Source organism: Formosa agariphila KMM 3901, from assembly GCF_000723205.1.
Lineage (GTDB): Bacteria > Bacteroidota > Bacteroidia > Flavobacteriales > Flavobacteriaceae > Formosa > Formosa agariphila.
This window is the reverse complement of sequence record NZ_HG315671.1, coordinates 460,979-483,110: the sequence shown is the minus strand read 5'-3', so window position 1 is coordinate 483,110 and position 22,132 is coordinate 460,979. Positions and strand designations below refer to the sequence as shown.

At 33.8% G+C, this 22,132-nt stretch carries 23 protein-coding genes; 4 read left to right on the top strand and 19 right to left on the bottom strand.

Features of this window, described 5'->3' with window-relative positions; translation table 11 throughout:
- Positions 1-40: 40 nt before the first annotated feature.
- Both gldC and gldB read right to left on the bottom strand, forming a co-directional pair.
- Positions 41-376 carry a gliding motility protein GldC gene (gene gldC, locus BN863_RS01995; protein WP_038526858.1) on the bottom strand — a complete coding sequence of 112 codons (336 nt, stop codon included), beginning with the start codon at positions 374-376 and terminating at the stop codon, positions 41-43.
- Positions 376-1,341, bottom strand: coding sequence for a gliding motility lipoprotein GldB (gene gldB, locus BN863_RS01990; protein WP_038526855.1), 966 nt, complete (start codon positions 1,339-1,341; stop codon positions 376-378). Before gldB ends, gldC begins: the two co-directional genes overlap by 1 nt.
- 92 nt (positions 1,342-1,433) lie before the next feature.
- On the opposite strand from gldB, the gene nadE reads away from it, so the two are divergent.
- Together nadE and BN863_RS01980 are read left to right on the top strand one after the other, a co-directional pair.
- Entirely contained in the window at positions 1,434-2,222 is a 789-nt protein-coding gene (nadE, locus tag BN863_RS01985; protein WP_038526853.1) for an NAD(+) synthase, read from the top strand.
- Between the two features lie 102 nt (positions 2,223-2,324).
- Positions 2,325-2,951, top strand: a complete 627-nt coding sequence (locus BN863_RS01980; RefSeq protein ID WP_038526850.1) for a response regulator — start codon at positions 2,325-2,327, stop codon at positions 2,949-2,951.
- On the opposite strand, the gene dnaG is transcribed toward BN863_RS01980, so the two are convergent.
- Positions 2,946-4,964, bottom strand: coding sequence for a DNA primase (gene dnaG / locus BN863_RS01975; protein WP_038526849.1), 2,019 nt, complete (start codon positions 4,962-4,964; stop codon positions 2,946-2,948). The genes BN863_RS01980 and dnaG overlap by 6 nt on opposite strands.
- 272 nt (positions 4,965-5,236) lie before the next feature.
- Between dnaG and BN863_RS01970 the strand changes: the two genes are divergently transcribed.
- The gene (locus BN863_RS01970) at positions 5,237-7,048 is read left to right on the top strand and encodes a Xaa-Pro dipeptidyl-peptidase (protein WP_038526846.1); all 1,812 of its coding nucleotides are present in this window, start codon (positions 5,237-5,239) and stop codon (positions 7,046-7,048) included.
- A gap of 61 nt (positions 7,049-7,109) precedes the next feature.
- On the opposite strand, the gene BN863_RS01965 is transcribed toward BN863_RS01970, so the two are convergent.
- From BN863_RS01965 to rsgA, 12 genes are all read right to left on the bottom strand, one after another.
- Positions 7,110-8,207, bottom strand: coding sequence for a hypothetical protein (locus BN863_RS01965; RefSeq protein ID WP_038526843.1), 1,098 nt, complete (start codon positions 8,205-8,207; stop codon positions 7,110-7,112).
- Between the two features lie 43 nt (positions 8,208-8,250).
- Positions 8,251-8,979 carry a hypothetical protein gene (locus tag BN863_RS01960; RefSeq protein ID WP_038526840.1) on the bottom strand — a complete coding sequence of 243 codons (729 nt, stop codon included), beginning with the start codon at positions 8,977-8,979 and terminating at the stop codon, positions 8,251-8,253.
- Positions 8,966-9,541 carry an RNA polymerase sigma factor gene (locus tag BN863_RS01955; RefSeq protein WP_242404063.1) on the bottom strand — a complete coding sequence of 192 codons (576 nt, stop codon included), beginning with the start codon at positions 9,539-9,541 and terminating at the stop codon, positions 8,966-8,968. Before BN863_RS01955 ends, BN863_RS01960 begins: the two co-directional genes overlap by 14 nt.
- 54 nt (positions 9,542-9,595) lie before the next feature.
- A complete protein-coding gene (locus BN863_RS01950; protein WP_038526837.1) occupies positions 9,596-10,573 on the bottom strand; it encodes a polyprenyl synthetase family protein in 978 nt (325 codons plus the stop codon).
- Positions 10,574-10,775: 202 nt separating this feature from the next.
- A complete protein-coding gene (locus tag BN863_RS01945; RefSeq protein ID WP_148304554.1) occupies positions 10,776-11,210 on the bottom strand; it encodes a HEPN domain-containing protein in 435 nt (144 codons plus the stop codon).
- Entirely contained in the window at positions 11,155-12,003 is an 849-nt protein-coding gene (locus tag BN863_RS01940) for an ApeA N-terminal domain 1-containing protein (RefSeq protein ID WP_038526831.1), read from the bottom strand. The genes BN863_RS01945 and BN863_RS01940 overlap by 56 nt, the downstream gene beginning before the upstream one ends.
- A gap of 60 nt (positions 12,004-12,063) precedes the next feature.
- Complete coding sequence (rlmN, locus tag BN863_RS01935) at positions 12,064-13,104, bottom strand: 23S rRNA (adenine(2503)-C(2))-methyltransferase RlmN (RefSeq protein WP_038526829.1); 1,041 nt, start codon at positions 13,102-13,104, stop codon at positions 12,064-12,066.
- Positions 13,105-13,216: 112 nt separating this feature from the next.
- Positions 13,217-14,266 carry a tRNA preQ1(34) S-adenosylmethionine ribosyltransferase-isomerase QueA gene (queA, locus tag BN863_RS01930; RefSeq protein WP_038526826.1) on the bottom strand — a complete coding sequence of 350 codons (1,050 nt, stop codon included), beginning with the start codon at positions 14,264-14,266 and terminating at the stop codon, positions 13,217-13,219.
- 172 nt (positions 14,267-14,438) lie between these two features.
- The gene (locus BN863_RS01925) at positions 14,439-15,674 is read right to left on the bottom strand and encodes a 3-phosphoshikimate 1-carboxyvinyltransferase (RefSeq protein WP_038526823.1); all 1,236 of its coding nucleotides are present in this window, start codon (positions 15,672-15,674) and stop codon (positions 14,439-14,441) included.
- A 6-nt stretch (positions 15,675-15,680) separates the two neighbouring features.
- Positions 15,681-16,007 carry a nucleotide pyrophosphohydrolase gene (locus BN863_RS01920; RefSeq protein WP_038526821.1) on the bottom strand — a complete coding sequence of 109 codons (327 nt, stop codon included), beginning with the start codon at positions 16,005-16,007 and terminating at the stop codon, positions 15,681-15,683.
- 43 nt (positions 16,008-16,050) lie between these two features.
- A complete protein-coding gene (gene dtd / locus BN863_RS01915; RefSeq protein WP_038526818.1) occupies positions 16,051-16,503 on the bottom strand; it encodes a D-aminoacyl-tRNA deacylase in 453 nt (150 codons plus the stop codon).
- Positions 16,503-17,465, bottom strand: coding sequence for a ribosome small subunit-dependent GTPase A (gene rsgA / locus BN863_RS01910; protein WP_038526815.1), 963 nt, complete (start codon positions 17,463-17,465; stop codon positions 16,503-16,505). Before rsgA ends, dtd begins: the two co-directional genes overlap by 1 nt.
- Positions 17,466-17,562: 97 nt before the next feature.
- On the opposite strand from rsgA, the gene BN863_RS01905 reads away from it, so the two are divergent.
- Entirely contained in the window at positions 17,563-18,012 is a 450-nt protein-coding gene (locus tag BN863_RS01905) for a hypothetical protein (RefSeq protein ID WP_038526812.1), read from the top strand.
- 57 nt (positions 18,013-18,069) lie between these two features.
- Here the strand turns inward: BN863_RS01905 and BN863_RS01900 are convergent, their stop codons facing one another.
- The 4 genes from BN863_RS01900 to BN863_RS01885 are packed head-to-tail and all read right to left on the bottom strand — an operon-like array spanning position 18,070 to position 22,003.
- The gene (locus BN863_RS01900; protein ID WP_038526810.1) at positions 18,070-19,152 is read right to left on the bottom strand and encodes a bifunctional 3-deoxy-7-phosphoheptulonate synthase/chorismate mutase type II; all 1,083 of its coding nucleotides are present in this window, start codon (positions 19,150-19,152) and stop codon (positions 18,070-18,072) included.
- Positions 19,153-19,166: 14 nt separating this feature from the next.
- Entirely contained in the window at positions 19,167-20,018 is an 852-nt protein-coding gene (locus BN863_RS01895) for a prephenate dehydrogenase (protein WP_038526808.1), read from the bottom strand.
- A 6-nt stretch (positions 20,019-20,024) separates the two neighbouring features.
- Positions 20,025-21,179, bottom strand: coding sequence for a pyridoxal phosphate-dependent aminotransferase (locus BN863_RS01890; protein WP_038526806.1), 1,155 nt, complete (start codon positions 21,177-21,179; stop codon positions 20,025-20,027).
- The gene (locus BN863_RS01885; RefSeq protein ID WP_038526804.1) at positions 21,176-22,003 is read right to left on the bottom strand and encodes a prephenate dehydratase; all 828 of its coding nucleotides are present in this window, start codon (positions 22,001-22,003) and stop codon (positions 21,176-21,178) included. The genes BN863_RS01890 and BN863_RS01885 overlap by 4 nt, the downstream gene beginning before the upstream one ends.
- Between the last annotated feature and the right edge of the window lie 129 nt (positions 22,004-22,132).

Below are 22,132 nucleotides of genomic sequence, written 5' to 3'. Positions count from 1 at the left end.
TAGAAACCTTCGCTTTTTTTTATGGACCGATAATAAGTGATTACTCTTTATTCAACTCTAATTTTTCAGCAAAATAATCGCAGAAATCTTTCATTGTTGCAGTCATTTTTTCATCCTGAGTAGCGCGTTTAAACGTATCGCTCATGGCTACTAAAGTTTGATGAAAAAATACTTTCATTTCGTCTACAGGCATATCTTTAGTCCATAAATCTATTCGTAAAGATTCTTGCGCCTTGCTATCCCAAACAGAAAGCATCATCGCTTTAGCCTCTTCATTTTGTATTCCACCATCCTCAGCAGTCCAATTTAATTGTTCTGGAACACGGTTTTCGTCTAATTCAACAGTTAATTGAATTGTTGATTTAATCTTTGCCATTATTTTTTTGGTTTAAATTTTGAATGATTAAAAATATCTTCAGAACTCATGTTTAACATGGTTTTAAAAGATACATTCGTATTGTTTTCCATATACGCTTTAACAATTTGCCAACCCATATACGCTCCTACTCCTCCTGGCGAAGCGTTATCGATTTCAGCTAAATAAAACTTTGAAAAAGGTGCCGGATTAATAAAACGTCCAGGTAATTTAGAATCTGTACTATATAACAGTTCGCGATCTACAAAATATTGCCAAATATAAGCTTCGTTAGATACTACCCATTGATATTGTTCTTCTGTATATTCAATTTTTTCAGCATCTGTTTTAAACGGAATCATGAGGTCTTTAAAATATAATTTTTTACCAGCAGAAATCATTTCATCTAAAAGCGTCTTATTTTTAGTAGGTAAGATGTAGCGGTCTGCATAGGCTTCTGCTAAATCGACTACAATAAAAGCTTTATTAAAACTCGATTTAATATAATCTTGAACCCCTAAATAAAACTCATGATCAGGCCCTAAGTAAGTATCTAGAGCAATTAAATCTATAGAATCTGTAACGATAACTTTATTTCGGTAGTCTACATAAGACGTTGTTGTAATAACGCGTGGTGCTTGAAATTCTGGATAATGGTATTTTAAATGCTGAAATAAAGATGTTATTTCAACTTCTAGTTCTTCTGTAGTAGGAAAAGCTGCTACCACAGCCTCAGATAATTCTTGTTGTAAAGTGTCCTGAATTTTTTCCATCCAAAAAGCATCTGGATACGATTTTGAAAACATAAACGGATATGTAGCTTTTAATCCGTTTAAATCTGTAACAGTTGCTTTAGAAAATTCCACATCGAAACGCTCTATATTCACAGGCATTTCAATATTTGAAATTTCATCGGTTACTTTACTATCATTTTTACAAGAAACTGCTGTGATTATTATTAAAAGGAAAAAACTTAGATACTTCATAAAAAACTAGATGCCGTTAATTTTTATTACTTAAACGTTTCGTTTATTTTTGTTAGGCAAAGGTAAGATTCTTTGTATAAAATCCTTGAAAAATGCAAACAGAAAAAATTGTAGATCACATCGTTAATTGGTTAAAAGATTATGCCCAAAACGCCAAAGTTAAAGGTTTTGTAATTGGAATTTCTGGCGGAATTGATTCTGCCGTAACCTCTACATTATGTGCGCTTACAGGCTTAGATGTATTATGTGTAGAGATGCCAATTCATCAAGCACCTAGCCATGTTTCGAGAGCTGTAGAACATATTAAACAACTTAGCGAAAGATTTGACAATGTAAGAGACACACGCGTAGACTTAACACCCGTTTTTGAAGAGTTTAAAACAGAAGTCTCTTTAGAAGGTGCAGATGCTACCGTGGCCATGGCACTTGCCAATACCAGAGCGCGTTTACGTATGTCTACTTTATATTACTATGCAGGATTACAAGGATTACTAGTTGCAGGAACAGGAAATAAAGTTGAAGATTTTGGCGTTGGGTTTTACACCAAATACGGAGATGGTGGTGTCGATTTAAGTCCGATTGCCGATTTAATGAAATCTGAAGTCTATGCACTAGCTAAAGTTTTAAATGTTCCGGCCTCAATTATTGAAGCAGCACCTAGCGATGGTTTATTTGGAGATGCAAGAAGCGATGAAGACCAAATAGGAGCATCTTATCCGGAATTAGAATGGGCAATGACCATGTCTGACCAAGGTAAAACTGCCGATGATTTTTCTGGACGCGAACAAGAAGTTTTCACGATATACAAGAGATTCAACACCTCTAACAAACATAAGATGGACCCAATACCAGTATGTATTATTCCCGATAATTTAAAGTAAAACAAACCTTATAATAAATACTTTTTTCTATATTTACATTGACTGGATTTCTATATGAAATCTGCTGCCCCAACAGTCGTTAATTTTAAAACCACCTAAATTATGATTAAACTGTTGGTAGCCGACCACCACCCTATTATCCGGAAAGGACTAGAATTATTATTTTTAACATCACCTGTCATCCAAGTTGAAGGTGGTGTAGATGATGGTGAATCTATTTTCGATTTTCTAAAAAATAATACAGTAGACATTTTAATTTCTGAAATCGACCTGCCTAAACTTAACGGTATCACGGCATTAAGACGCTTAAAAAAAGAATATCCAAACGTTAAAGTCTTAATTTTTAGCACGCACCCTGAAGAAGTTTATGCAATGAGCTCTATAAAAGCTGGAGCCTCGGGTTATATTTCTAAAACAGCCAATATTTTAACCCTTCGTGAAGCCATTTTAAAAATTAATCAAGGAGGTATTTATTTAAGTAACGATTTAACACACCGTCTAGCATTTGGAGAACGTGTTAATAGAACAGGATCGTTCTATAAAAAACTATCCACTCGCGAGGTAGAAGTACTAAAATTACTTTCTATTGGGAAGAAAAATAAGGAAATTGCTCAAGAATTAGATATAAACGAGAAAACAGTAAGCACCTACAAAGCACGTTTAATGAAAAAACTAAATGCGTCTAACTTGGTCGATTTGCTTAACCAAGCTAAGCTTTTAGAATCATAACACCCGAGTTAATTTTCGAGACAATAACATTTTAAGACCGTAATAATCCTTGACTTCTTCAAGTATATTTCGGTTTGTGTCATGTTTATTTTCTAAGGTAACCTGCTGAAATTCTTTTACTTTCTGGTCGATTAAAAAACAACGCAAACTTAAAATTGTTTCACTTACAAGCTGTGCTACACCTTCAGTTTTCGATTTAGGGAAGATATTGTTACGTTCCCAATCGTGTAAGGTGTGGCGCTCATCCTCCATTAAAATACTTGTTATTTCTTGAGACAAATGCATGTCTACCGTATTTACAAATTGTTCTAAAACAAAATCTGGATTCTGGTTTAGCTTATCAATAATTGTATAATACAGCGTCTTAAAAGTTTCGTTACCAAACTGCATTTCATCTTCTTGAAGATCTAAAAATATTTTCTCAAACACTTTTGCTTGTTGCACTACGGGCTCCAATTCTAAATCGCCTTTGTCGTTTTCTTTTAAAATTAAATCTTCAAAATCTTCTTCTCTGTTTCCGTAAAGCAACAAGATTTCGATAATTTTTCGTTCTAAAAGATATTGCACATCAACCTTATTATTAGGTTGATCTTCATTTCTAATAACTTCAAAAAAATCTGGTGGTGGCTCTTGGCTACTACCTCCATAGCTACCGCCTCCACCATAACTACCACTGTTACTATTTCCGCCTCCACTAGATGGTTTTTTAGAATCTTTACTTCCCATTTGGGCTAAAGAACTAAACAATACCGATTCGCTAATATCCATTATTCTGGCACATTCTTGCAAATACACTTCTTGTTTAATACGATCTGGGATTTTAGAAATACTCTGTATAATATCGCGAATGGTTTCAGCCTTTTTTATAGGGTCATTTTTAGCGTCTTGAACTAATAATCCAGCCTTAAACTGAATAAAATCTTTTGCATTCTCTTCTAAATAGGTACGTAATTCTTCTTCTGTATTTTGTCTAGCAAAACTATCTGGATCTTCGCCTTGCGGAAAAGAACACACACGAACATTCATACCTTGTTCCAGAATTAAATCAATTCCACGAATAGACGCACGCATACCCGCAGCATCACCATCGAACAACACCGTAATATTTTTTGTCAGTCTATTTATTAATCGAATTTGCTCTGGAGTTAATGCCGTACCAGAAGACGACACCACGTTAGTTATTCCCGTTTGGTGAAACTGAATCACATCGGTATACCCTTCAACTAAAAAGCAATTATCTTCTTTTGCGATACTTTGCTTGGCGTGATAAATTCCGTAAAGGACTTTACTTTTATAATAAATCTCACTTTCTGGCGAGTTCATATATTTCGCAGCCTTCTTATCATTTGTTAAAATACGTCCACCAAATCCTAACACACGACCACTCATACTCTGGATAGGAAACATAACACGACCTTTAAAACGATCGAAATATTTCTCACCTTTCACTATAGTAAGTCCCGTTTTTTCAAGAAACTCTAATTTATAGCCTTTCTTTAAAGCTTCGTCTGAAAACCCTTGCCACTCGTCTAACGAATACCCTAAACCAAATGCCTTAATCGTTTCGGGTGTAAAACCACGTTCTTTAAAATAGCTTAAACCAATTGCCTGACCAGCATCGGTTTTATGCATAACTTTTTGAAAATGGGTATTGGCAAATTCACTAACCAAATACAAACTTTCGCGTGTATCTTGCTTTTCTTTTTCTTCGTTTGTTTGTTCGGTTTCTTCAATTTCAATTCCGTATTTTCTAGCCAAATATTTTATGGCTTCTGGATATGTAAAATGTTCGTGTTCCATTAAAAAGGCCACAACATTTCCTCCTTTTCCGCTTGAAAAATCTTTCCAAATTTGTTTCACTGGAGACACTACAAAACTTGGAGAACGTTCGTCACTAAACGGACTTAGTCCTTTATAATTACTTCCAGCTTTTTTTAATTGTACAAAATCACCAATAACTTCTTCTAATCGTGAAGCTTCAAATACAGTGTCTATAGAGGATTTTGAAATCAAGGAGATCGGGTTTTAAAATTATGAAAATTGAATTACAAAGATATTTTAAAAGATCGATTAAGACAATTATGAAGCCTAGTCTTAATCATTCAATGTTCACAATTAACATATCAATCAACTGTAAACCTAATAAAATTAGATTTTAATATAAAAACTCAAGTCTTATTAGATTTTCCTTAGTAAACAGTACATTTTATATAAAAATCGCACCCCATAATTAAGGACAATGTATTAACTTTATTAGCTAAACATAACCTTTCTAATAGCAACGAATGAAAAATACACTTTTTTCCCTACTCTGTATTTCATTTTTATTAACTCTTAATACCATTGCCCAAGACAAGGCTACACCTATATTTAAAAATGGTGAAGCCCAAATAGTAAAATCTTTTAACAATCCAGAAGATTGGATTAGACATGATCTATGGGTAGAAACAGAATTCGACACCGATGGTGATGGCAAAACAGACCGTATGCACGTTGCTGTTACTCGACCAAAACAAACAGATACCGAAGGTTTAAAACTTCCTATAGTTTATGAGTCTAGTCCATATTATGCTGGTGTAGCTTCGGACGTCCCTGGCTTATTTTGGGATGTAAATCATGAAATTGGAGCTGAGGAAAAACCTCGTGTTCACCCAGAAGTTGTTCGTGTTGGTGAGCGCCCAGTAATTTCTAATTCACAAATTAAAACGTGGGTTCCACGTGGGTATATCGTTGTACATTCATCTTCTCCAGGAACTGGTTTATCGCAAGGTGCTCCTACTGTTGGTGGTGATAATGAATCATTGGCACCAAAAGCAGTAATCGATTGGTTAAACGGCCGCGCCAAAGGTTATACCACCCCAGATGGTACAGAAACTGTAGAGGCATATTGGTCGACTGGAAAAGTAGGGATGACGGGAACATCTTATAATGGAACAATACCTTTGGCTGCAGCAACAACTGGAGTTGATGGTCTAGAAGCGATCATACCTGTAGCTCCAAATACATCGTATTATCACTATTACAGATCTAATGGTTTAGTTCGTTCTCCGGGCGGATATCTTGGTGAAGACATCGATGTTCTATATGATTTTATTCATAGCGGAGATGAATCGAAACGTGCTTACAATAATAAAACCGTTCGTGATACCGAAATGAAAAATGGTATGGATAGACAATCTGGAGATTATAACGATTTTTGGGCTGGTCGAGATTATTTAAACGATATGGAACCTATGAAAGCGGCGTTATTAATGTCGCATGGATTTAATGATTGGAATGTCATGCCAGAACACAGTTATCGGATCTATAAGGCTGCTAAAGAGAAAGGACTTCCAACACAAATTTACTACCACCAATATGGGCACGGTGGACCGCCACCAATAACTATGATGAATCGTTGGTTTACACATTATTTACACGGTATAGATAATGGTGTTGAAAACGATGCAAAAGCTTGGATTGTTAGAGAGGGTGATGCTCCCAGTGAACCAACAGCTTATAAAGACTTTCCTAATCCAAATGCTAAACCCGTTACATTGCACTTACATGCTGGCGGAACTAAGGCAGGTGAATTAAGCACTGTAGAACCAAAAGAAATTATACAAGAAACCCTTATAGACGATGCTAGTTTCTCAGGAAATTCTTTAGCAAACTCAAGCACATCTAATAACAGATTACTATATGTTACACCAAAATTAAAATCGGATGTACATCTTTCTGGTATTGCTAAAATCAACATAAAATTAGCAAGTAATAAACCTGCTGCAAACTTATCGGTTTGGTTAGTATCTTTACCTTGGAACGCCAATAAAAAAGCGCCAATTACCGATAATATTATTACCCGTGGATGGGCAGATCCACAAAATTATAAATCGATTCGTGACAGTGAACCTTTAATTCCTGGCCAATTTTATAATGTTGCTTTCGATTTGCAACCAGATGATCAAATCATAAAAAAGGGGCAGCAAATTGGCCTTATGATTTTTTCTAGTGATAACCAATTTACGTTACTACCAGAACCAGGAACAGAATTAACGGTAGATTTAAACGGAACAACCTTAGAATTGCCCGTTGTTGGAGGTATTAACTCCCTATAAACAACGACTGATTAATAGCGGAAAAGGCTTCAATTTATTTTGAAGCCTTTTTAATTTGTGTTTAATCCATATCGAAACGCAAACCTAACGATATATTGTTCTGATCGAATTGTTGATGTCTAAATATAGGTGATAAATCATATTTAAAATAAACTCCAACACTTCCAAAAGACACATAACTACTAACTCCATAGACAAAGCTATTTACAGCATCGTAATCTTTATATTTCTTTTTCTGATTATGGCCATCTTCATAATATTTTACTTTTTGAAGGGATGCAATATTAAATCCACCGTAACCACCAATTCCGAATTTAAATTTTTTATGTGTTGAGTATCTAAAATAATCATCATATTCTTTCTTTTTTGAAGGTCCGAATTCAAAATGCACTGGAAATACTAAATTTGTTGTTCTAAATTTCGATTTTTTCACATCGAAAGGAAATTCTTCAAAAACAACCTGATCACCATCTTCACGGAAGTACATATTATTTTTTATATCTAATTTATTCCATTGAAACGAGAATCCGTATTTTAAACGCAATGCATTAGAGTTTTCGAACACACGTGTTTTCCATGCCCAACCTAATTCTACAAACCCAGAACCACCAAGTTTATATGGAGAATCACCTAAGTTCTCGTCTTCAATAAGGGCATTATTAAAACCTATTGCAAATACTAAATCGCTAGTTGTTCGCTTATCGTATTTAGGACTAGGTTTAACTCGTGGCCCAATGTAAATTGAGGTATCTTCAATTGTATCTTTACCAAAACTTCTACCAATACGAATAATAATTTGGCCATCATCACTAAAAGTATAGCCTTCGTTATTACGTGCTAACAAATCAATTTTATTATCGATTATCGCAACGCGGTTTTCAATATTTAAGGCACGTTTTTTAGCGATTTCTTTCTTTAAAATTTCACCTTCTTCCATAGTAATATAACCCGAATCGACTTTCTCATTAATGGCTTCGACTTCCTGTTTCAGCAATTCTTTTTCTTCATTGCGCACAGCTTCTTTCTGGGTTTTTAAAACTTCAATTTCATTAACATTTAATGAATCGGTGGTTACCTCAACACTTACTTCCTGAGCTATACCGAGTTGAAAGGTAAAAAATAAAATGAGGGCAAGAATAAATTTAGTAATGATGTTCATACTGTTCGTTTTTTGATTAATGGTTGATTTATGATGAAATATTTTAATTATTACGTTCTACAACAGCGGTTTTCACTTTTTTGAATCCCGATTTCACAGCATCGAAAACAGTCTCTCTAAAACCATGCTCAATATCGTTTTCTACATGCTCTAAAAGTTTTTCTGCATCTACAGTCTGTTGTGCTTGTTTTATAGATTTATCTGCAAGAACATCTTGTTCTGCCTGCTGCAATAAGTTCTCTATATAATCTTCTGTTGCAATAGATTCTTGCGCAACTAAACTTGAATTGTCTTCTATTTCTGACACAGAATCTTGTAAAGCGGACTTCATTTTATTCTGAATTTCAGCCACTTCATTAGTATCAGAATTTAATTTTAATGCCTTTGTGTTTACTGTTTTCTTAAGCTGATTCACAACGCTATCATCAGAAACAGATTCAACGATATGTATTTTCTGAAGTTCTTCAACCTCAGTTATTGCTTCATCATTACCCAAAGAATCTGTATCAACTACAGTGGTTGTATTTGATATTGTTTCAGTATTCACAACCGGTAAATCTGTAGTAGAATTAGAATTAAAAAATAAGGCACTAAACAATAACACACCTATAAAACTCGCTGCAATGGCCATTACCCAATAGCGTTTTGAATTCTTTTTTTTCTGCGGAGCATCTAATTGAGATTGCAATTTGTCCCACGAATTAGAAGATGGCTGTAAACGGCGTTCTTCTAGAGACGCTTTTATTTTATTTTCGAAATTATTTGATGCCATAACTATCGGAATTTAGTGCATTTACCTGCTGTTGAAGCAATTGCCTTGCTTTATACAATTGCGATTTAGAAGTCCCTTCTGAAATGTTTAGTAGTTCGGCAATTTCATGATGTTTATAGCCTTCTATAGCGTACATAACAAACACCATTTTATAACCTTCGGGCAAACTATCTATAAGCATCTGAATATCTTCAACTGCAAAATTATCGTCGCTAGATAATGGAGAAACATCTCCCGTTTCTTGTTCAACTTCGGCAAAAACGATTTGCTTCTTTTGTCTTAAAAATGAAATAGACTCCCGAACCATAATTCTTCTAATCCACCCCTCAAAAGACCCTTTGTCTTGAAACGTATGTAATTGTGTAAACACTTTATAGAAACCATTCAGCATCACTTCTTCGGCGTGGTGTACATCTTTAATGTAATACCTGCAAACGCTAAGCATTTTGGGCGCATGACTACTATACAACGTTTGCTGAGCTTCACGGTTGTTTTGACGCGCCTGTTTTATAAGCTGATTTTGGTTTTTATGCAACTGAATGACTTTCAAAAGCGGTTTCATTTGGTCTTCTATTTATAAAGACGCAAAAACAAAGTAAAAGGTTGCCTGAAGATTTTATTTTTTTCTTTCGATGACATAATTCACCATTAAAATCAATGATGATTTGTAAGGCGATTCCGGATAAGGTTCTAACATTTTTAAAGCTTCTTCCTGAAATGCTTTCATTTTGGTTACGGCATAATCCAGTCCGCCTTGCTCCCTTACAAAAGCAATCACTTCTTTTACGCGTTTAGCATCTTTGTTATGGTTTTTAATAGAATTAATTAACCATTTACTGTCTTTTTTAGAGACTTTATTGAGCACATGAATTAGGGGAAGTGTCATTTTTTGCTCTTTAATATCTATTCCTGTAGGCTTACCTATTTTTTCTTGACCGTAGTCGAATAAATCATCTTTAATTTGAAAAGCCATTCCAATAAGCTCTCCAAATTTGCGCATGGTTTCTACATGAGTAGATTCTGGTTTAACCGAAGCCGCACCTAAACTGCAACATGCAGCGATTAAAGTTGCTGTTTTCTGACGGATAATTTCGTAATAAATATCTTCAGTAATATCTAAACGACGTGCTTTCTCTATTTGAAGTAATTCGCCTTCGCTCATTTCGCGAACGGCAATAGAGATAATTTTAAGTAAATCGAAATCGTTATTATCTATAGACAATAACAAGCCTTTGGACAACAAATAATCACCAACAAGAACGGCTATTTTATTTTTCCAAAGCGCATTTACAGAGAAGAATCCGCGACGTCTATTACTATCGTCCACCACATCGTCGTGCACTAAAGTGGCGGTATGTATAAGTTCGATAACCGAAGCACCTCTATAGGTACGCTCACTAACCTCTCCATTAGACACCATTTTAGAGACTAAAAACACGAACATAGGTCGCATTTGTTTCCCTTTTCTATTTACAATATAGTGGGTAATTCTATTTAGTAAAGCGACTTTCGAAGACATAGAAAGTAAGAACTTTTGTTCGAAAAGTTCCATTTCGTAAGCGATGGGTTGCTTTATTTGCTCTACTATTTTCAACTAGAAATCTTAGGGATTAGTAATCTATACAAACCTAATAAAAATGAATGTTATAAACTACATTTAAAATGTGCATTAACGGTCTTAAGTATGATTTCGTTGTGACTATGAACAACTATATTAGTAAATAGAAAATTAATGAGGGTTTTCTTATGTAAGCAAGTATTAGTAATGAATCAAAAACATTGATGTGATTTACTTTTTAATTATTTAATTCTATTATATACCTTTCAACGTTATGTGGTATTAACGCTTTATGATCAATTCCAATTTCTCTTAGAAATATTTCACGGATTACAAATTCAAGTAAATAATTCGTTTTTAGAATCTCTTCACTATCTAAACTCTTTTCTTTATGTTTTTCTTCTAAATGAGCATGATAATTTCTTGTGGTTTTTAACCTTTCTGAATATTTATCCATTTTTTTGAAATGTAATGCTAAACTTGATTCATTTAATAGATATTCTAAACGTGTTTTCAAATAACCATTTTTATCAATATGGTTTTTATGATAGTTTTCTAAAATTGAGATATAAGTAAGAAACTTATTTTCAATCAAAACACCCCTTTGACCATAAACACTAAAAAAATTTATAATTGCTAATTCTAATGTTTTTTTTTTTAAACCATTTTTCAAATATTTCATCTGAATTACTAGTAAAAATTTCAAATTCAATTTCTTTACCCAAACCATAATCAAGTTTATTTAATTTTTTTATGTCTTTATATGTTGTTTGACCTACAGTTCTAATTTCAGTAACATTAGATAAAAATGGTTTGAAGAGAATCAAACTAAAAAGTCTCTCTATTGATTTTCTAATTTTTGATAATTCTTTTATTTCAAAAGGTTTATTAAACTCAATATTTATAAAAACAGTTTCTATAATGTGTGATTTTCTGCGTCTCTGGAAATTTGTAGAGGCTCGAAAATATAAATAAACACTAAAATCATTATTCTCAAATAACTCAATAATATCTGGTTGAATATACAAATGGCTTATCTCGAATTTCCCATCTATATTTGTATTAAAATCAAAACCAGTTACTGGGATCCAATCACTTAATTCATCAGAACTAAGCATTAATATCTTGTAAAGATTTGCTTCAATTTTCGCATCATATACGGTAGCAATTAATGTGTTGTCTGATTTATACTTGATTCTGTCTAGCGAACCAATTGATTGGGACGATTTATATGTTTTATAAAGTTTTACTGAATAAGTTTTTGAATTGCTATGACAATTTATATAACCTAAAACCAATTCTATTTCACCCCATTTATCAGTTATATCGGTTTCAGTTTCGAATGGTTGCAAGGAAGAAATGGTTGCACTGCCATCCTTATCTATAAATAAAGTAGCAATAATTTTTCTTTCATTTCTGCCAGGAATCCAAAAAACCCCATCAAAATATTGATTGTAATAATTCAATTGTCAATTATATTAGGTTTTATCTACTTCCTTTTGGAGTAATTAAATCTGGCGCTATAATTAGCTTTTATTCGCCAATTGCCCGCAAGCAGCATCGATATCTTTACCTCTAGAACGTCTAATGGTTACCGTAATGTTGTTTGCTTCGAGTACTTTTACGTACATATTTATAGCATCGTCTGGAGCTTGCTGAAATTGTCCGTCGTCAATAGGATTATATTCTATTAAATTGACTTTACTCGGAGCGAATTTACAAAACTGGACAAGCGCATCGACATCTTTTCTTTTGTCGTTAATTCCTTTCCAAATTACATATTCGTAAGTAATTCGGCTTTTAGTTTTACTGTACCAATATTCTAAGGCTTCACGTAAATCGGCTAAAGGGAAGGTTGCGTTAAACGGCATAATTGAGGTTCTAACCTCATCGATTGCAGAATGCAGAGACACCGCAAGTTTAAATTTAACCTCGTCGTCTGCCATTTTTTTAATCATTTTTGGCACACCTGAAGTAGACACCGTAATACGTCTTGGAGACATGCCCAAGCCTTCTACATCTGTAATCTTATCAATGGCCTTAATCACATTATTGTAGTTCATAAGTGGTTCTCCCATACCCATAAACACAATATTACTTAGTGGTCGGTCTTGATACAATCTACTCTGATTATCTATAGCAACTACTTGGTCGTAAATTTCGTCTGGATTTAAATTACGCATACGTTTTAAACGTGAAGTAGCGCAAAACAGACAATCTAAACTACATCCCACCTGACTAGAGACACAAGCGGTAGTTCTGGTTTTAGCTGGAATTAAAACAGACTCGACTACTAACCCATCGTGCAACTGAACCGCATTTTTAACTGTACCATCGCTACTACGCTGCATGGTATCGACTTTTATGTGGTTAATTACAAAATTATCCTCTAACATTTGTCGGGTCTCTTTCGAAATGTTGGTCATATCGTCGAAACTATGAGCGCCTTTACTCCATAACCATTCATACACTTGGTTTCCACGAAATGCTTTATCGCCTTGAGATTCGAAAAAATCTCTAAGTTGATCTTTTGTTAATGCCCGAACGTCCTTTTTCTTGTTTGCCATAATACTGCAAAAGTAATTAAATTGAAATTAGCATCTCTTATCTTCATCGACTTAGATGCTATAAAAAAAGCCTTGACGAACAAGGCTTTTTAATATTTTGATTTGTGATAACTTAGATAATTAACATCGCATCACCATAACTGTAGAATTTGTACCCTTCTTTTACAGCCTCATCATAAGCACGCTTAAGAAAATCGTGACCTGCAAATGCAGACACCATCATTAGAAGCGTCGATTTTGGCGTATGGAAGTTTGTAATCATACAATTGGCAATACTAAAATCGTAAGGCGGGAAAATAAACTTATTTGTCCAACCATCAAATTCATTTAATGTACCGTGAGACGATACAGAACTTTCAATGGCACGCATAGATGTTGTACCTACAGCACACACACGTCTCTTTTCTTTAATTCCTGTATTAATTATGTTTACGGCTTTCTCTTCGATAATAGCTTCTTCGCTATCCATTTTATGCTTAGATAAATCTTCTACTTCTACTGGGTTAAAAGTACCTAAACCAACATGTAAAGTAACATCTGCGAACTTAACACCTTTAATTTCTAAACGCTTAAGTAAATGTTTAGAGAAATGTAATCCTGCTGTTGGTGCAGCTACTGCCCCTTCTTTTTTAGCATAAATAGTTTGGTAACGCTCTTCATCTTCTGGTTTTACCTCACGCTGAATGTATTTAGGAAGTGGTGTTTCTCCTAAAATTTTAAGTTTGTTTCTAAACTCTGTATAAGACCCATCGTATAAGAAACGTAATGTACGTCCTCTAGAGGTTGTGTTATCAATAACTTCAGCAACTAATGTATCGTCATCTCCAAAATATAATTTGTTTCCGATTCTAATTTTACGAGCTGGATCTACTAAAACATCCCAAAGGCGTTGTTCTTCGTTTAATTCTCTTAATAAAAATACTTCGATACGTGCTCCGGTTTTTTCTTTGTTTCCAAATAAACGTGCAGGGAAAACTTTTGTATCGTTTAAAATCATCACATCGTCCTCATCAAAATAATTAATGATGTCTTTAAACTGTTTGTGTTCAATAGTTTGATTTTTTCTATCTAATACCATTAAGCGAGACTCATCTCTATTCTCTGACGGGTCTTCTGCTAATAATTCTGGTGGAAGATTAAAATTAAAGTGTGATAATTTCATTTTCTGATATTTTGTTTTTAAATATTGAAAAAAAGAATACACTCGTTCTTCAATATTGTTAAAAGGAAATGCAAATATACAATCTGAAGATAGGCCTTGTCAAGTAAATCGCTATTTATTATTGACTTATTTGACAAATCCCATCCAATAATCGCTTTATTTTCGAAAATTTTTAGTTTTTTATAATTTTGAAGCCTATTTTTTCTAAATCAGACCAAAATTCTGGGTAAGATTTCGATACCACTTCAGCATCATTTACGCGTAATTTTGTACAAAGTGCTAAAGGTGCAAATGCCATAGCCATTCTATGGTCGTTATAAGTATCGATTGCAACATCTTCTTGTATTACTTCTGAAGCATCTAAAACAAGTGTTTTATCGGTAACATATACGTGTCCTCCTAGTTTTTCAATCTCTGTTTTTAGCGCTTCTAAACGATCGGTTTCTTTAATTTTTAAAGTATGTAAACCAGATAAATCACATGCAATTCCTAATCCGAAACAAGTGACTGCAATAGTTTGCGCAATATCTGGTGCGTTTACTAAATCTAAAGTGATTACAGTGTCTTTAGAAACAAGACTCACTTTTTGAAGCGTAATCGTATTGTCTTTAAACGTCGTTTCTACACCAAACTGTTTGTAAATTTTAGCTAAAACAGAATCGCCTTGTAACGACGAATCTTTGTATGCCGATAATGTAATGGTTGTGCCAATTGCACTTAAAGCCACAATACTAAAGAAGTATGATGCCGAAGACCAATCGCTCTCCACTATTAAAGTTTGTTTATCTACCGGATCTAGTTTAGGTTGTACTGTAATAACCTGTCCTTCGAATTCGGCATCAATTCCTAATTGATGTAACAAATTCAATGTCATTTTTATATAAGGCACAGATGTAATTTCTCCATCTAAAGTCAGTTTTAAACCATGCTCTAAAGACGACCCAATTAACATAAGTGCAGAAATATACTGACTACTTACGTTTGCTTTAAGCGTTACTTCATTTTGAGTAATTTTTTTTCCTGAAATTTTTATAGGTGGAAAGCCGTCGTTTTCAACATAAGTAATATCTGCTCCAAGATCACGAAGGGCATCGACTAAAATTTTAATCGGACGCTCTTTCATACGTTTAGATCCAGTTAGCGTTACCGATTTCCCAGCTTGACTAGAAAAGTAAGCGGTAAGAAAACGCATAGTTGTACCTGCATGATGAATATCGACTATATCGTCTGTAGATTTTAAAGCCATTTGCATCACATCAGAATCATCTGAATTAGATACATTTTCTAATGAAATATTTGGAAATAAAGCTTGTAAAACGAGTAAACGGTTCGATTCACTTTTCGAACCTGTAATGGTAACGTGTAGTGGTTCTTGTATAATTTCAGACTGCTCTAAAGTGATATTCATTATATACTATTTTAATTTTTTATTATTGTGATGTCTGTCGTGATCACGCTTTGTTTTTAGGTCTAATTTTTTATCGAACGCTTCTTGGAGATTAACTCCTGTTTGATTGGCTAAACATAGCACGACAAAAACAACATCGGCTAATTCTTCGCCAAGATCTTTATTCTTATCACTTTCTTTTTCACTTTGTTCGCCATAACGTCTTGCTATAATTCTAGCCACTTCTCCAACCTCTTCGGTAAGTTGTGCCATATTAGTAAGTTCGTTAAAATAACGTACACCGTGTTCTTTAATCCAAGTATCTACGGCTAATTGTGCATCTTCAATATTCATTTGTAATAATTTTCTAAGCGATATAAACCCATTAATTGTTTAATTACTCTTTGTTTTTGGTATCTATAATTATGGTTACAGGACCATCGTTTAACAGCTCGACTTTCATATCTGCGCCAAACTCACCAGTTTGCACTTGCTTTCCTAAATCTAACTCTAACTGACTTACAAAAGCTTCATACAAAGGTATGGCAACTTCGGGTCTTGCCGCTTTAATATAACTTGGTCTGTTTCCTTTTTTGGTACTTGCTTGAAGTGTAAACTGACTAACAACAATGGCATCTCCACCACAATCGATTAATGAGGTATTCATAACACCTGCTTCATCTTCAAAAATGCGAAGGTTTGCTATTTTTTTTGATAACCAAGAAATGTCTTCTTGAGTGTCTTCGCCTACAATACCTAATAACACTAAAAGTCCGTTAGATATTTTTGCAACAATGTCTCCTTCTATAGTTACACTCGCTTTTGATACGCGTTGAATTACTGCTTTCATTAAAATCCGTCTTGTTCTTTATCCCAAATATCGGTACGATAATGTTCGTCTTCACCTTCTACAATTTGCACATAACTTCTGTACCGTGAGAATGCTATCTCATCACGATCTAAAGCGTCTTTTACAGCACATTTAGGCTCTTCGATATGAAGACAGTTATTAAATTTACAATCTTGTTTTAATGCGAAAAATTCAGGAAAATAATCTCCTATCTCTTCTTTTTCCATATCTACCACACCAAACCCTTTTATACCTGGAGTGTCAATAATTCTTGCGTCAAAACTTAAATCGAACATTTCAGCAAAGGTTGTTGTATGTTGTCCTTGCATATGTTGCGAAGAAATGGCTTTTGTTTTTAAATCCAACGTAGGTTCTAAAGCATTTACTAAAGTAGATTTTCCTACTCCAGAATGGCCCGCAAACATACTCACTTTTCCAAGCATTAAATCTTTTACCTTATCAATATTTTTGCCTGTTTCTGCAGATATTCCAATACATTCGTAACCTATAGCTCTATATACCGAAGCTAAGTAACGCACTTCTAATATAGTCTCTTCGTCGTATACATCAATCTTATTGAACAGTAAAACCGTTTTAATAGAATAGGCCTCTGCGGTGACTAAGAAACGATCTATAAAACTTGTAAGTGTAGGCGGATTATTAATAGTAATTAATAAAAATACCTGATCAATATTAGATGCGATGATGTGCGTCTGCTTGGAGAGGTTTACAGATTTACGAACAATATAGTTCATACGATCATGGATATGATGTATTACTCCTGTAGTGACATTATCTAAAGTTTCAATTTCAAAATCGACGACATCTCCAACAGATATTGGATTGGTACTTTTAATGCCTTTAAGTCTAAATTTCCCTTTTATACGGCAGTCGTATGTCTCACCGTTTGGTGTTTTTACGGTGTACCAGCTTCCTGTTGATTTATATACTGTTCCTGTCATGAACTACAAAGATGCCACAAAAATTGAAGACTAAAAAATAATTTAATTAGTACAAAAACTTTTATATTCGATATCATTAATATTAAAACATTAATTCATGAATCGAATATTATTTACTACTCTCTTTTGTCTAATCTGCTTTACAGAGATGATAGCACAAGTGGAATACAAAATTATCACATCTGTTGAATCTATAGTTCCTAACGGAATAGGACGGTCTCGATTAATATCGTCTGTTGATGAACGTGATTACAAAGATTTTACATCAGAACAAACTACTGAGGAATCTAAAAGAAACAAATCTGACCGAGGAGATTTACGTGTGAAGAATTATGAAGAAACTAAACTTCTAAATTTTTATAATGTTGCAGGAATTCGTTTTCAAAACATAGCTTCTAATGACGCTGTTGTGAGTTCTAAAATAAATACTATGACTGAAGAAGGTTGGGAATTGGCTTTTGTAACTAGCGCTGTTGAAAGTGATGCAGGAACTAACGATGGACAAGGTATTTTTGTGACACGCTACATTTTTAAAAGAACAAAATAATACCTACTAAAAAGGGCCCGCAATTGCGAGCCCTTTTAATATACATAAAAAAGAGTCTTATTTATTAACTATTTTTTCTTGGTGATTGATAGATTCTTGGTGAATTGCCTTGAACATTTTTAAGATAAATTCTTCACTTAAACCATGCTCTTGACCTTCCATAACCATTGCTCCTAAAATCTCATTCCAACGCTTGCTTTGTAATACAGATACGTTTTTCTGACGTTTTAAAGTACCAATACCATCTGCTACAACCATACGTTTTCCTAATAAATCGATAACTTGATTATCGATAACGTCAATTTTAGCTCTCAGGTTACTTAAAGCAGCCATATAATCTGCTTCTGTATCTGTTTCTTTTCTAATCTTAAGATCTTTCATGATTTGAACTAACGCAGAAGGTGTAACTTGCTGTGCAGCATCACTCCATGCATTTTCTGGATCGTAGTGTGTTTCAATCATTAAACCATCAAAGTTTAAATCTAAAGCAGTTTGACATACATCAAAGATCATATCACGTTTCCCTGTAATATGCGATGGGTCGTTAATTATTGGTAAATCTGGGAATTTAGATTGTAATTCAATCGCTAATTGCCATTCTGGATTATTTCTATATTTAGATTTTTCGTACGTTGAAAATCCTCTATGAATAACACCTAAGTTTTTAATATTAGCTGTTGCTAAACGCTCTACAGCACCTAACCACAATGCTAAATCTGGATTTACTGGGTTTTTAATTAAAACAATTTTATCTGTTCCTTCTAAAGCATCTGCAATTTCTTGAACAATAAATGGACTTACTGTAGAACGTGCACCAATCCATAATAAATCGACATCATGCTCTAAAGCTAATTTTACGTGTGCTGCATTTGCTACCTCTGTAGCTATTTTCATTCCCGTTTCTGCCTTAACACGTTGTAACCATTTAAGACCTAAAGCACCAACTCCTTCGAACATTCCTGGTCTAGTTCTTGGCTTCCAAATTCCTGCTCTAAAATAGCTTACATCTGTATCTTTTAACTCGTTAGCAATTTTTAATACTTGCTCTTCTGTTTCTGCGCTACAAGGACCTGCTATTACTAATGGATGATCTAATTTTAAATCGTCTAACCAGGTTCTTAATTCTTTCTTGTTTTCCATAATGTTACTACTTTTTAAGCAATTCCTTTTAAAATATCTTTAATTCGATTTGTGTTTTTCATCTCGTTAAAAATAGCTTCAAAGTCATCTTTCTCTAATAAAATTTTAAATTGATTAAGGTTGTTAATATATTCATCTAATGTCTCAATGACGTTAGTTTTGTTTTGTTTAAAAATAGGTGTCCACATATTTGGTGAACTTTTAGCCAAACGTACTGTAGAAGCAAATCCACTGCCAGCCATATCGAAAATATCGCGTTCATTACGTTCCTTATCGATAACCGTTTTTCCTAACATAAAGGAGCTAATATGCGATAAATGTGAGACGTATGCAATATGTTTGTCATGAGATTCCGGATTCATGTATCGAATACGCATCCCAAGGTCAGAAAATACACGCAAACCTCTTTCTTGTAATTTGAATGCTGTTTTTTCTACTTCGCAAATTATATTTGTTTTGTCTTTAAACAAACCATTTATAGCCGCTTGAGGTCCTGAAAATTCTGTACCTGCAATTGGGTGACATGCTAAATAGTTTCTTCTATTTACATGATGTTCTACTTTATTACAAAAATCTAATTTGGTAGAGCCAACATCTATAACCAAGGTATGATCTGAAACTAAGTCTAAAACTTCTGGCAGTAAAGCTACTGAAGCATCGACAGGAATAGACAAAATAACAAGGTCTGCATCTTTTACAGATTCTAAAGTTCCTTTTTTATCTATTAACCCACTTACTAAAGCTTGATTAATATGTTCAGGATTTTTATCTACACCTATTATTTTAGTTTCTGGATGAACCTTTTTAAGATCCTTCACCATACTTCCGCCAATTAAACCAATACCTATTACTACAATATTATCCATAAGTATTTAATTTTGAAATTTAATTCGCGTTATCGCCTCCTCTAATTCTTGCTCTGATGCACATAAAGAAAAACGGATATATCCTTTACCTTGACTACCAAAAATAATTCCTGGTGTTATAAATATAGAATTCTCGTATAAAATTTTATCAATAAACGTTTCGGCATCTACACCTTCTGGTAATTTAGACCATACAAATAATCCTGTTGCATTTACATCGTAAGTGCAACCTAATAAATCGGCTAGCTTCCAAACTAAATCACGACGTTTTTGGTAGACACTATTTAAGCTTTTAAACCACATATTTGTGCTTTTTAAAGCTTCAATTGCTCCTTTCTGAATACCATAAAACATACCAGAATCCATATTACTCTTAACTTTAAGCACAGCACTTAAATGTTCTGCATTTCCTAAAACCATTCCTACACGCCAACCTGCCATGTTAAAGGTTTTACTTAACGAATTAAGCTCGATACAAATATCTTTTGCTCCAGGAACACTTAAAATACTCTTCGGTTTTTCGTTTAATACAAAACTGTATGGATTATCGTTAACAATTAAAATGTCATTACGTTTTGCAAATGCAACCAATTCTACATATAGTGCTTCGGTTGCATTTGCTCCCGTTGGCATATGTGGATAATTAACCCACATCACTTTTACTTTACTTAAATCTGTTTGCTCTAAAGCCTCTAAATCTGGCAACCAACCGTTGGTTTCATCTAAATCGTAAGTCACCGCTTTAGCTTCAACTAATTTAGTAACCGATGCATATGTTGGATATCCTGGATTTGGAATTAAAACCTCATCGCCTGCATTTAAAAATGCCATAGAAATATGAAGAATTCCTTCTTTACTCCCCATTAAAGGCAAAATTTCTGACGCTGGGTCTACATCCACACCAAATTGTGCTTTGTAAAATTCGCCCATGGCTTCACGTAATTCTGGCAAGCCTTGATAACTCTGATATTGGTGTACATTTGGGTGTTTAAAACTTTCGGTAATAGCATCTATTACACGTTGTGGTGGCATTAAATCTGGGCTTCCTATCCCAAGATTAATTATCGGTTTTCCACTTGCTTTTAAGGCATTTACTTCTCTTAATTTCTTAGAAAAGTAGTATTCCTCGACCGTTTGTAACCTGTTTGCTACAGTTATCATAATTTTGCATTTTTATATTCGCCAAGTACTTTAAATTCTTTCACCATAATATCTAATATGGATTTTGCTTTCTCGAAATTGCTATATTTTAAGAAGGTTACGTCTACAAAAAAAGCATATTTCCAAGGCGTTTCTATTTTTGGTAACGACTGTATTTTGGTTAAACTCATTCTACAATCGCTTAATACATTTAAAACACTTGCTAAGCTACCACGTTTGTGTTCTACCACAAATCGGATAGAGGCTTTAGTAATTTCACTTTCATCCAAAACAGAATTCTGTGTTTTTACAATAACAAATCGTGTTTCGTTTTCTTTTATTGTTTGAATACTTTCAGCTAAAATTTCTAATCCAAAAATTTCTGCTGCAGTTTTACTTGCAATGGCAGCAACACCCTTTAATTGTTTTGATGTAATGCGTTCGGCAGTTTCAGCAGTATCTTTATCTTCTACCAGCTTAATGTGCGGATAATCTTTAAAGAATGTTTTACATTGTAATAACGCCATTGGGTGCGAATACACTTCTTTAATATCTTCAATCTTCTGACCAGGATAAGCCATTAAATTATGCTGAATATCTAAATAGTGTTCTCCAATAATATGAAGATTAAACTTATCTATTAATGCGTAATTTGGTAAAATTGATCCAGCTATAGTATTCTCTAAAGCCATAATCGCCACATCACTTTTTTTATTAATAAGATTGTCGACTACAGCGTCGAAAGACATGCATTCATCAATTTCTACATCGTTATCAAAATACGTTCTAGCAACGATGTGATGGAATGACCCCTTTATACCTTGAATTGAAACTGTTTTTACCATATATAAAAAAAGTCCCGATTTACATCGAGACTTTATATTAAAATTTATACTTATAAATTACACATACAATGCCTCATTCCCTTTGCTAAAAAAGAAATAGAAAAAATTAAAATATGTGAAACTTGTGTT

Coding starts and splice junctions, on each gene's coding strand:
- BN863_RS01965 (WP_038526843.1), bottom strand. CDS start 8,207: ATGAACATCATTACTAAATTTATTCTTGCCCTCATTTTATTTTTTACC.
- gldC (WP_038526858.1), bottom strand. CDS start 376: ATGGCAAAGATTAAATCAACAATTCAATTAACTGTTGAATTAGACGAA.
- BN863_RS01955 (WP_242404063.1), bottom strand. CDS start 9,541: ATGAAACCGCTTTTGAAAGTCATTCAGTTGCATAAAAACCAAAATCAG.
- queA (WP_038526826.1), bottom strand. CDS start 14,266: ATGAAATTATCACACTTTAATTTTAATCTTCCACCAGAATTATTAGCA.
- dtd (WP_038526818.1), bottom strand. CDS start 16,503: ATGAAAGCAGTAATTCAACGCGTATCAAAAGCGAGTGTAACTATAGAA.
- BN863_RS01920 (WP_038526821.1), bottom strand. CDS start 16,007: ATGAATATTGAAGATGCACAATTAGCCGTAGATACTTGGATTAAAGAA.
- BN863_RS01925 (WP_038526823.1), bottom strand. CDS start 15,674: ATGAATATCACTTTAGAGCAGTCTGAAATTATACAAGAACCACTACAC.
- BN863_RS01895 (WP_038526808.1), bottom strand. CDS start 20,018: ATGGATAATATTGTAGTAATAGGTATTGGTTTAATTGGCGGAAGTATG.
- BN863_RS01905 (WP_038526812.1), top strand. CDS start 17,563: ATGAATCGAATATTATTTACTACTCTCTTTTGTCTAATCTGCTTTACA.
- rlmN (WP_038526829.1), bottom strand. CDS start 13,104: ATGGCAAACAAGAAAAAGGACGTTCGGGCATTAACAAAAGATCAACTT.
- BN863_RS01980 (WP_038526850.1), top strand. CDS start 2,325: ATGATTAAACTGTTGGTAGCCGACCACCACCCTATTATCCGGAAAGGA.
- BN863_RS01900 (WP_038526810.1), bottom strand. CDS start 19,152: ATGGAAAACAAGAAAGAATTAAGAACCTGGTTAGACGATTTAAAATTA.
- rsgA (WP_038526815.1), bottom strand. CDS start 17,465: ATGACAGGAACAGTATATAAATCAACAGGAAGCTGGTACACCGTAAAA.
- BN863_RS01970 (WP_038526846.1), top strand. CDS start 5,237: ATGAAAAATACACTTTTTTCCCTACTCTGTATTTCATTTTTATTAACT.
- BN863_RS01890 (WP_038526806.1), bottom strand. CDS start 21,179: ATGATAACTGTAGCAAACAGGTTACAAACGGTCGAGGAATACTACTTT.
- nadE (WP_038526853.1), top strand. CDS start 1,434: ATGCAAACAGAAAAAATTGTAGATCACATCGTTAATTGGTTAAAAGAT.
- BN863_RS01885 (WP_038526804.1), bottom strand. CDS start 22,003: ATGGTAAAAACAGTTTCAATTCAAGGTATAAAGGGGTCATTCCATCAC.
- BN863_RS01960 (WP_038526840.1), bottom strand. CDS start 8,979: ATGGCATCAAATAATTTCGAAAATAAAATAAAAGCGTCTCTAGAAGAA.
- gldB (WP_038526855.1), bottom strand. CDS start 1,341: ATGAAGTATCTAAGTTTTTTCCTTTTAATAATAATCACAGCAGTTTCT.